We start from the raw sequence: 10063 nt of genomic DNA, 5'->3' as shown, positions 1-10063 counted from the left end.
CCGCCCCGCCCAGCACCATCACGTCGGGAAACGCACGAAAATCGACATCACGGAGCCAAAAAGTGAAACCCAACCAGGTTAAATAACAAGCTGAGGGTGAGTGCCGGAAGTTACCCGCTTCCGACACTCGTACTGCATTCCCCGAAGGGACTTACCTGTGGCAGGTACGTCTGATGCTAACGCATGCGCTGAATCAGCACCTACACAACCCGTTTCGCCCACCGACATCCGGTCATCCGTCCACGGCGGTACGCACATTCCGCAGTCGGCAGAAGTCGACACCTGGGAAGCGTCCGTCCACGCCGCCACCCAAGCCATCAACAAACTCCACGAATACAACCGCGACACCGGGCAACGCGGCCGATCCTTCACCCTCCCCACCACACCCGGATGCGAAGCCACCATCCCCGTCTGGTCCGGCCGCACCGAATGGTCACGCCAACTCCGCCACCACATCACCCACACCATCACCGGTAGAGCAGCACTCACCGCCCACAGCATCGGCATCGAACGCCTGATGGCCGTCGCCGCAGCCCACGCCCGATTCGCGGATTCCACCACCGGCCGCGGTGTCACCGCATCCCGGCAACTCATCGCACACCACGCAGGCGTCTCACTCTCCGTCGTCAACCGCGCCCGCCGAGTCCTCAAAACACTCAACATGGGCATCGAAGTCGAACGCGGCCGCACCCTGCGCACCCACGAGTACATGGCCGCAGAACTCCACCACGGCGGCCAACAACACCAAGCAGCATCCGTCTGGGCACTCAGCTCCCCGAAACACATCGTCGACGCCACACCCCCACCCCCACAACGACCACCGCGTCCGCGCCGCACCCGCGCCACCCGACGCCTCGAAAGCCACCGCACCACCCGACCCCAACAGCCCAACCCCGCGGCCACCACATCTCACCCCCAGGCCACCGGCGCTGACACCCTATCCCCCAGTACTTACGTTCCTTCACATAATCTTTCGTTACGTAGTACTCACCAACGCGCACACGCGAGGCACCACACGTCCACCCCACAACCCCGACCCATCCACGTGCAACGAGCCGCCGCCACCCTCATCGCCCGCGCACCCGGACTCACCGCACACCGGCACATCGGGCACCTCTGCGACGCCATCAAGGCCGCCGGCATCGACACCACCCACTGGACCGGCCATGACATCGCACAGGCCCTCGACCGCGACACCGTCCAACGCGGGTGGACCTGGCCTACCGCAGACCGGATTAGCTCACCGGTCGCCCTCCTCCGCTGGCGACTGACCCACATCGACTGGACCGGCTCCTCTCCCAGCCTGCACCGCACCACGGCCGACGCCCGGCGCCGCCGCGAACAACACGTCCGCCGCACCGCGATCCACCATCGCAACGCGATGCAAGCAACCCCGGAGCAGCGGGAAGCCGCCCTCGATCAGATCCGCCGGACCCTGCGTCACACCACACGTCGCGCAGTTGATCTCCGATGAGCCGTCCAGAGGGACGTTCACCCGTTTCGCGGGTAGTCCTCCAATGTCATCGAGCCGCCGCACCTCGGGTGACGGACCGACTGTTACTGCTGTCGGGCAACACCGGAGGCGATCTGGGGAACATCTCGATCGACGTTGCGGCAGTGGACCGCTGCCGCAGTTGGGCGAGATCTCGGAAGCTGGGCGAGTCTCACGGCGTCCGCCCACCGTTGGAGTGCGTCGGCGGGGTGCGGCTCAGTGTGGATACGGTGTCAGCCATGACGGACTGGGTGCAGCAAGCGCAGGACCTCACCGACGAGGTGCTGCGACCAGCGGCGACGGAGGTCGACAGGTCGGGGAGGATCCCGCTATCGCACTTCGCCGCACTACGCGACCGGGGCTTCTACGGCCTCGCCTTCGCCACCACAGATCCCGTCAACACCCTCGCCTTCGCCACCACAGATCCCGTCAACACCCTCGCGGACGTCGGCGAAATCCTCGTCAGCGGCTGCCTGGCAACCGCCTTCGTCTGGGCCCAGCACCATGGCACCCTGCTCCGAATGGTGATGTCGAGAAACGACACCCTCAAGGCACGCTATCTCGCCGACCTGCAGAGCGGCGCCGTCAGATCCGGGGTGTCCGGCAGCGGTTACGCGAACCCGGAGAACCCCCTTATAGTCGCGACCGAAACAGACGATGGATACACCATTTCCGGGCGGGCGCCGTTCGTGACCGGATGGGGCCTCGTCGACGTCATCGGTGTCACCGCATACGACACCCGAGGCCAGAAAACCGTCACCTTCCTCATGGACGCGACCGACGGACCGACTGTCCACGCGAACCGAATCTGCCTGTCCGCGGCCGACGCATCCAACACCGTCGCACTGACCTTCAACGGACACCACGTCCCCCACACCGCAGTCATCCACGTCCGAAAGGCTCGTCGCGGCGGACTCAGCATCGCGGACCGGGCGATTCTCCGGATCAATGGCTCCCTCGCCCTCGGCGTGGCACGATCATGCCTGGCCGAAGCCGACCGCATCGGACACCCCTCCCCACAACTGTGGGAAACACACATCACCATCCGCGAGGCCCTCAACAACGCGGCCACCGGCAACGGAGACATCTACGACGCCCGCGCCCGCGCCAGCCAATTCGCCGTCATCGCGGCCAACTACGTCGCCACCGCCGCAGGAAGCCCATCCGTCCAACGCGGTGAACCCGCCGAGAGGCTGGTCCGGGAAGCCGCCTTCAGCATGGTCTGCACCACCACCCCGGAAATCAAGTCCCGCATCCTGACCGCACGCACTCCCTAGTGGAACCGCCGACCGAGACGCATGACGGCGAACCCAAACCCGACTACTCACACCCTCACTCCCATCGCAAGCCTCCGCGTCTCGCTCCACCGGAACCGGCGATCAGACGGATCTGATCAGTCAGCAGAACAGCGCTCGAACCAGAAGAATCGTCCGCCAGGTCGCCGCCCACCGTGATGCACGGTGCATCACCCCAACCCGCCGTCAGTGCTATCTACCCCGGGACGACCAGTTCGCGCATCGGCGACTTAGCGAATCTCGGCCAGTTATGCTTGCGCCCTCGAAGGCATCGACGTCGCCCCCACCGGAACTTCAGGCGGCCGCAGGGAACCCCATCGACGTTGCCCTCGAAGTCGTCGTCAAACCAGGATCGAAGCTTCCGATACTCCACACTCAGTGCGATCCCCGTCTGGCCGCCAGCCCGGTGTCTCACTACCAGGCCGGCAGCCGACGTTCCGACCGGGTGCGGGAAACGGAAGTGGTGCGAATCAGACCGCCGGGTTGACGACCCTGACCGGGTCGGAGCCGTCCCAGCTCTTCGCGGCTTCTTCGAATGCTGCGAACATCTCCGTCACGCCCGTTCCGCCTCCGACGTCACCGATCTCGACGGCGAGGTGCTGACCTGCCGTGTCGAAGTAGGCGAACCGGCCGAATCCGCTGATGCTGCCGGTGAAGGTGGCCGCCTCGCCCGACGCCTGTGCCTGCAGAACCGTGTCGTCGAAGTCGTCGGCGAACACCGCGAGGTGATGCAGTCCCGGGCCGTGCTCAGCGATGAAGTCGCGGTAGGGCGACGGGCCGGCGTCGTTCTGCTGGATGAGCTCGATCTGCATGGATCCGCTGTAGGCGATCGCGACGGTCAAATCGATCTCGACGCTCTGTCCGAGGTAGTGAACGTCCTCGAACGGGGCGTGCTCGACGACGAAGAACGGGCCGACGCCCCGCCTGTTCGTCCAGTAGTCGAGTTCGGCGTCGATGTCGGTGACCGCGTAGCCGAGCTGCCGGACCGGACCGACCGAGCACTTCACTTCGCGGCCTCGGGGACCATGCTGTGCATGCCGACCGACGGATCGGTCGCGTAGTCGACGAGCTGGGTGTGGCCGACGGCGTCGTTCGCCGCAGCGATGTAGTAATGCAGGCGGGCGTCCGCGATGGCGCCGAGCTCTCCCTCGGGCGCGTAACCGGCGATCGGGCCGTCGACCATGGCGAGCATCGTCGTGCCCTGCGGCGACGTCGGAGAGTGGACGGCACCCGCGACCTCACACGTGTACATCCCGGTCTCGCCCTTGTCGTCCTCCTCGTAGTAGAAGCCGCCGTCGATGATGTACGCCTGGACGTTGCCGATGTGCCAGTGCGGCGGCGCGACGCTGCCGGCGTCGACCTGCAGGATGACAGTGAACGATCCGGTGACGAGGTTGCAGTAGAGGAGCTTGAAACGGGTGCCGGGCATGAGCCAATCGGTCCACGGGATCTGCTCGGGATCGATGAATTCCTTCCGCACTCCCTTTGGGGTGATGCCGGGATTGGTCATCCAGTAGTCGGGGCCTGCAATGCGCATGATCGCATCCAATCTTCGTGGGGAGAATGCCCGGAATTGTGATGTGGCTGCCGTGGTCCGGGTGGCCTCGGGAGTGATTTAGAATCTCCTCGGTAATGAATGTGATGTCCATTACATTTGATTTCAGTTCGTTAACCTGCTGGTTATCGCGGCAGGTCAGAGGTGCAGAAAAAGGTTCGGTGGCCAGGTGGACGATCTAAATCTGAGGCTCGTCGCATACTTCGTCTCGGTGATCGAAGAGGGGCATTTCGGCCGCGCGTCAGAGAAACTCTTATCAGCACGCCTGCATTAAGTCAGCAGCTCAAGAGGCTCGAAAAGCAGTTGGGCGTCGAATTAATCGACAGATCGGCGCATCCGTTGCAGCCGACGGCAGCCGGGCGCCGGTTCCTGCCCGAGGCCCGGGCAGTCCTGGCCGCCGCACGACGCGCGGTGGAGGCGGCGACGTCGGAGATTCCGCCAGTTCGACTGGGGTTCATGGCGGCCTCCCTTGCCGGGCCGACCCGTCGTTTTCTCGAACTCGTGAGAGAGCGCCGGCCGAGACTCGAGGTGGCCTTGGTCGAGCTTCAATGGGCCGATTTGGCAAGCACGGTCCGATCAGGTGAGGTCGACGCATCGATCCTCCGTCCACCGATGTCCGACCGGTCCGGACTCCGACTCGACGTGCTGTGTGACGAGGCGCGTGTCGCGGCGCTTCCGGTTGGGCATGCGCTCGCGGGCCGCAACTACGTCGACCTGGGCGATCTCGACGACGAACCGCATGTCCGGTCGGACGGCGCCGACCCCGAATGGGTCAGGTGGTGGGCGTGCGACCCGCGGCCGAGTGGTCGGCCGGTGATTTACGGCCCGTCGGTACGCACCATGGACGAGATGCTCGAGGTGGTGGCGAGTGGAGCGGCGATGGTGATTACCAGCAAATTCGTCGACGACACAAGACGGCATGAGGGCGTCGTCTTCGTGCCGGTCAGGGATGCACCGCGGTCAGCGGTGTGCCTCTGCACACGGCGGGACGACCTGAGCGCGGGCACACGTGCCCTGATCGACGGTGCCACGAAGTTCAGAGACGACCGGCATAGGCACGAGTGACGCGATCGCGTGTGGATGGGAAAGCAAGTCAGACGGTCCCCTGGTCGGATCCTCGATGACGAGGCACCTGATCCGGGACCGTCTGACAATGTGAGGAGTCGTTGGTCAGCTCAGGCCAGGGAAGCTGCCGACTTCGGAGCCGCCGTCGACGGCCAAGCTAGTGCCGGTCACGTAATTGCCTCGTCCGATGCCAGGAAACACTGCCGGAGAAGCGAGCTCGTCCGGCTGGGCCGGCGCCGGCCGCGATCAGTCGTTCTGCGATGGCGAGTCCGATTCCGGATGCTGCGCCGGTGGCGATGAAGTTCTGTGGTGAGTTCATCTTTCCCTTGTCAATGGAGGCCCGCGGGTCGGACCTCAGGCAAGGGAATTCTGTATCAGGCGCCAGTGGGCCCTATCGAACGTCATCAAGGATGCGATCCAAAGCAAGCCAGGCCGAGAATGGCACGGAACGTCAAGTGTGTGGCCTGATCGACCCCAACGATGCGCGCGCCGCGGTGGCCGGCGATCCGGATACGCTGCGTGCCGTCGCGGACGCGATGAAGGCAGCGGCCGCGGATCCCAGCACAGCGTGGGCGATCTTTCGATGCGATGTTCGCGGTCGCTATGCGCTATGCGCTATGCGCTATGCGCTATGCGCTATGCGCTATGCGGGGCGATGATCCTCGGATTGTCGTCGAAACTGCCGATCGAGATCGACCCGCCAGGCTTCGTGGCTGCGCCGCAAACCAATACAGAGTCGACAGCGTTGTAACCGTCGGCCGAACCTGAGGTTGTGGAGACTATCGACGTAGATTATCGACCTGCCATTGCACCGGCCCCCGCGCCCGCTGTCACAGCCCGCGATTCCTCGGCGCCAGCCGCCGCCACACCGGCCGCAGTCGACGTCGTCGACCCCGGCGATTCGCCCTGGGAATAGCCGACGCTCATGGCCGTACGGAAGACCACCCAGCGACGCTCCAAGCCCAAACGAGCCAGCGCCGCGCCGGCTGATACCCACCCCGAGGCCCGGGGAGCGCATCTGGATCCCTCGACGTCCCTTGCCGGGCATCCGCGCCCGGTGCCAAGTACTACAAGGCGCTCAAAGCGTATGCCTACATCGGCGCTCAACTGCCTGACGAACTCGCCGTCTACGCGTCGAAACCTTACTCGTACGCTCGCTGGGCCGAAGAGGACCTCAACGGCGTGCCCACCGCGTCCCCGATCTGTCGGGTGCTCGGCGTGTATCCGTGTGCAGCCACCCAGTCCCGGATCGTTGCCAGAATCCGCTGCTGGCGGGATGGCAGGGTGGAGGCGTCGAGGCCGCCGAACATGTCGAGGCCGTCGTAATCGGTCAGCCGAAGAATCGTAGGGGTGACAACATTCCCTTGGTCACGGTGGAGGCGTGCGACCACGAGCGGGTCTCTGAACGATTGGCCTCCCTCGACATGCTAGTGCAGTCAGTGCGTTTCGCTGGACGGACGCCATCGCGAGCCTTGCGCAAGCACGGTGATGACCTCAGCCTGTTCTTCGGTGCGTGCGCTGAACCGATGCGCGCGCCCGGCTCGCAGGTATGCGCTGTCGCCGGCCTGCAGTCTGACAGTGGTGACGCCGTGGTCGAGGACGAGGTCGATCACTCCGCTGGTCACATGGACCCATTCGTCGCCGGGGTGGGTGGCGTCTTCGGTCATGGCCGACCCTTGGGCTAGGTGGGCGATGCCGGCGAGTAGGTCGCCACGGGTGTCGGGCGACGCGAGGTAGATGTCGATGCCGTCGGCCGGTGAGTAGAGCTTCTTGCGATCACTGCGCCGTACCGCCGTCTCGGTGGATGACTGAACGGGAAGGAGGTCGGCGATATCGATCCCGTAAAGGTCAATCAGCCGGCGTAGTCGGCCGAACGTGATGTCGTTCGTTCCGTTTTCGACCAGGGATAGAAACGATTTCGAGATTCCGGTAGCGAGTGCGACCTGCTGTAGCGACAGCCCTCGCCGCCGTCGAACTTCCCGGAGCGCGGGACCGATCGACGGTTCCCCCTCCGACGGGTTTAGGGCATTGCTCACCGTAGGATCCGACACGTCTTCCAGTTTGCTGGACATTATTCTAGTTTATCAAACAAGGCCGGCGCGGTTACCGAACGACTCGCACTCGCCGCGGCTTCGGAGGACGGTGGTGGTACCTGCGCCGCCGGTCGGACCACCACCACCGCCGGAGAAGGATTCCGTGATCCGGATGGTTCGTCATTCGAGGTGGGCGACGCCCTCGGACAGATGTGCGTGTACGACTTTCCAGCCCTCTGCGAATTTGTGCAGTACGACGGTGATCCGGATCGAGATCGCGCCTTCGCCGGGGACGACCACGCTGGGGTTGTCGAAGACCCATGCGGAGTCGCCGTACATGTAACCGGCGGGCTGAGAGCCGATCAGTGCGCATGGCGGGTAATCGTTGAAATGGTCGAGCAGCGCCTGAAGTGTCAGGTTCGAGTCGGGCGCCGACGACACGGTGAAGATTGCGGTGTCATCCGGTGGTTCGGACAACGAGGCGACTTTCGCCCCGTCGCGTGCATGACCGGCGGCAATCAAGTCTCGGGCGATTGTCACGACATCCGGTGTCGCATGTTCCATCTCGGTGTCCTTATTGGTGATTGTGTGGAGTCTGTTGGGTGGACGGGTGTTTGGACCGCAGCGACTAGAGTCCGGACGGAGCCGGGTCGTTCCAGGCGCGCGTCGGTGAGAACGATCCGGCCGAGCGTCCGCGGTACCGTGCTCCCGTCGATGCCGGGATCGCAGCCTATGTCCCGATCAGCACACGTCGTCCAGGGCCGTGACGAGTCAGACGCTACTCATCTCAGCGGGCAGGCGCTCGGTGCGGTGATATCCCCCGAACGCGGTCACCAGGCCCAGTTTCCCCGCGACCACGTACGACACGAACGCGAAGGCGAAGGCGTTCACCGGAGGTATGCCGACCGGGACCAGCGCCCCACACAGTGCGGATAGCACCCACACGACGATGGTGGCCGGTACCCAGCGCGGGGCGGAGTCGGGAAGGGTCGCGGCGAAACGAGTGCGGTCGAGGTCGGCCCGCCACCGTTTGACCACGAAGTATTCGGCGACCATGATGCCGCCGACGGGGGCGAACACATAGCCCTGGGCCGAGGAGAGCTCGACGAACCAGCCCAGGATTCCTGCTGCGGCGGCACCGGTTCCAACGGCACCGAGGACGACGGTAACCGTCGCACGGTGAACGCGTCGACCGACGATCGTCTCAATGCAATTGACCACGGCGAGGCTGCCGCTGTACAGATTCCAGTCGTTGATCTTGACGGTGCCGAGCACGATGACCAGCACTCCTACCCATCCGACCGAGGATAGGACGATCGCGCCGACATCCGAAGTGCGTGCGGCGAGGGCGAGGAGGATCCCGGCGACACCGACGACGTATTCGCCGAGTGTGATACCGACGACGGTCTGTTTGATGACGTCTGCGACGCTGCGGTTGAACCGGGACATGTCGGGGGTGATCACTGCTCCGACGAAGAAGGATCCGGCCACGAAGGTGGCGCCGGCGATCAGCGACATCGGTGGGCCTGCCGGCAGCGATCCGATCACCTCGGAGAGCGGGTGGCGGAGCAGTTCGCTGGTTATCGACCAGGTGACCAGCACGAGGAACAGCGGCACTGCGAGGTAGGCGGTCCACGCCAGAGACGAGATGCCGTAGACGACGATCACGGTGACTACCAGGCCTGAGATTACCGCCCAGGCCCAGACGGGAAGGGCGCCGAACAGTGAGGCGAGGCCCTGGGCGGCGATCCCCGATTGGACACCAAAGCCAGCGGTGATCGCCAATCCGAGCATCAGCGATAGCAGGGCCGCGCCCCCGGTACCGAGGCCAGTCCATCGGGCCAGCAGTGTGGTCGACAGTCCCTCGCGCACACCGATGATGCCGATGAGGATCGCCGCCAGTTCGATGACGATGGCGCCCAGAGTCAGTGCCAGGACGGCGTTCCAGAATTCCATTCGGAATCCGAGCATGGCGCCGACCAGGAACTGGGTCAGCGCGGATATTTGTCCGAAGCGTTGGACGGCGATGCCGAACCACGCCCGTCGGCCGGTGTCGGGCACGCGGTCCAACGCGTAATCGTCAGTGCCGTTCGATGCCATAGTGGCTCTCCTTGGTGCGGGCGAACGAGGCTGGGCGCGGGCGCGCTTCAGCCCGGAGTGACCGCCCCGCGCAGGATCCGGAACGCGTCCTGGTGGGGTGCGGGGCGAGATGGTGGGGTCAGAGGAGGCGTTTGACGCCTTCGGACAGGTGTGAGTGCGCGACCTTCCAGGCGCCGTCGACGCGGCGCATGACGACGGTGTGCCGGGCGGTGATCACACCGTCGTGGTGCATGTCGACTTCGGGGAAATCGACTGTCCAGGCCGTGTCTTCGTCGACGAATCCGCGTGGCGCCGCGGTCACTGACATACGTGGGGGACCTCGCCCAGGTGCGTGAGGAGATCGTCGAACCGATAGTGCGCGTACGGTTCGGATCCGATGGTGACGATCCAGTCGTCCGTCAGCGTGCTGGTGTGTGCGGTGACGAAGTCTCGGTCACGACTCAAGGCTGCATTGAACCAGTCGGTGGCCAGTTGGAGGACCTCGGCCGGCGCAGGTATTAGTGGCATGGTCGGTTCTTTCTTT

The 10063-nt window shown here is 64.7% G+C and carries 10 protein-coding genes and 2 pseudogenes; 4 read left to right on the top strand and 8 right to left on the bottom strand.

Annotation, left to right across the window (positions count from 1 at the left end; all coding sequences use genetic code 11):
* Positions 1 to 157: 157 nt before the first annotated feature.
* Together ACFVJ3_RS44570 and ACFVJ3_RS44565 are read left to right on the top strand one after the other, a co-directional pair.
* On the top strand, positions 158 to 1474 hold the full coding sequence (locus ACFVJ3_RS44570; RefSeq protein ID WP_378458154.1) for a Rep protein: 1317 nt from the start codon (positions 158 to 160) through the stop codon (positions 1472 to 1474).
* A gap of 257 nt (positions 1475 to 1731) precedes the next feature.
* Positions 1732 to 2769 (top strand): acyl-CoA dehydrogenase, encoded by a 1038-nt coding sequence (locus ACFVJ3_RS44565; RefSeq protein WP_378458153.1) that lies wholly within the window; start codon positions 1732 to 1734, stop codon positions 2767 to 2769.
* Positions 2770 to 3257: 488 nt separating this feature from the next.
* On the opposite strand, the gene ACFVJ3_RS44560 is transcribed toward ACFVJ3_RS44565, so the two are convergent.
* Positions 3258 to 3794: a VOC family protein gene (locus ACFVJ3_RS44560; RefSeq protein WP_378458152.1), complete on the bottom strand. Its 537-nt coding sequence runs from the start codon at positions 3792 to 3794 to the stop codon at positions 3258 to 3260.
* Complete coding sequence (locus ACFVJ3_RS44555) at positions 3791 to 4324, bottom strand: 2,4'-dihydroxyacetophenone dioxygenase family protein (RefSeq protein ID WP_378458151.1); 534 nt, start codon at positions 4322 to 4324, stop codon at positions 3791 to 3793. The genes ACFVJ3_RS44560 and ACFVJ3_RS44555 overlap by 4 nt, the downstream gene beginning before the upstream one ends.
* 162 nt (positions 4325 to 4486) lie before the next feature.
* On the opposite strand from ACFVJ3_RS44555, the pseudogene ACFVJ3_RS44550 reads away from it, so the two are divergent.
* Positions 4487 to 4654, top strand: a pseudogene (locus tag ACFVJ3_RS44550) (hypothetical protein); the annotation flags it as partial.
* A gap of 27 nt (positions 4655 to 4681) precedes the next feature.
* Positions 4682 to 5407 carry a LysR family substrate-binding domain-containing protein gene (locus tag ACFVJ3_RS44545; protein ID WP_378458157.1) on the top strand — a complete coding sequence of 242 codons (726 nt, stop codon included), beginning with the start codon at positions 4682 to 4684 and terminating at the stop codon, positions 5405 to 5407.
* 1160 nt (positions 5408 to 6567) lie between these two features.
* On the opposite strand, the pseudogene ACFVJ3_RS44540 reads toward ACFVJ3_RS44545, so the two are convergent.
* The 6 genes and pseudogenes from ACFVJ3_RS44540 to ACFVJ3_RS44515 form a co-directional block, all read right to left on the bottom strand.
* Positions 6568 to 6833: pseudogene (locus tag ACFVJ3_RS44540) on the bottom strand (LexA family protein); the annotation flags it as partial.
* Positions 6834 to 6843: 10 nt separating this feature from the next.
* The gene (locus ACFVJ3_RS44535) at positions 6844 to 7479 is read right to left on the bottom strand and encodes a helix-turn-helix domain-containing protein (RefSeq protein WP_378458150.1); all 636 of its coding nucleotides are present in this window, start codon (positions 7477 to 7479) and stop codon (positions 6844 to 6846) included.
* A gap of 141 nt (positions 7480 to 7620) precedes the next feature.
* Positions 7621 to 8004, bottom strand: a complete 384-nt coding sequence (locus ACFVJ3_RS44530) for a nuclear transport factor 2 family protein (protein WP_378458149.1) — start codon at positions 8002 to 8004, stop codon at positions 7621 to 7623.
* A gap of 207 nt (positions 8005 to 8211) precedes the next feature.
* A complete protein-coding gene (locus ACFVJ3_RS44525) occupies positions 8212 to 9540 on the bottom strand; it encodes a purine-cytosine permease family protein (RefSeq protein ID WP_378458148.1) in 1329 nt (442 codons plus the stop codon).
* A gap of 118 nt (positions 9541 to 9658) precedes the next feature.
* Positions 9659 to 9847, bottom strand: coding sequence for a nuclear transport factor 2 family protein (locus ACFVJ3_RS44520; protein ID WP_378458147.1), 189 nt, complete (start codon positions 9845 to 9847; stop codon positions 9659 to 9661).
* Positions 9838 to 10047 (bottom strand): hypothetical protein, encoded by a 210-nt coding sequence (locus ACFVJ3_RS44515; RefSeq protein WP_378458146.1) that lies wholly within the window; start codon positions 10045 to 10047, stop codon positions 9838 to 9840. Before ACFVJ3_RS44515 ends, ACFVJ3_RS44520 begins: the two co-directional genes overlap by 10 nt.
* Positions 10048 to 10063 lie beyond the last annotated feature (16 nt).

It is taken from the genome of Rhodococcus sp. NPDC127593, from assembly GCF_042671975.1.
GTDB lineage: Bacteria > Actinomycetota > Actinomycetes > Mycobacteriales > Mycobacteriaceae > Rhodococcus_F.
This window is presented reverse-complemented; position numbering and strand designations above follow the sequence as displayed.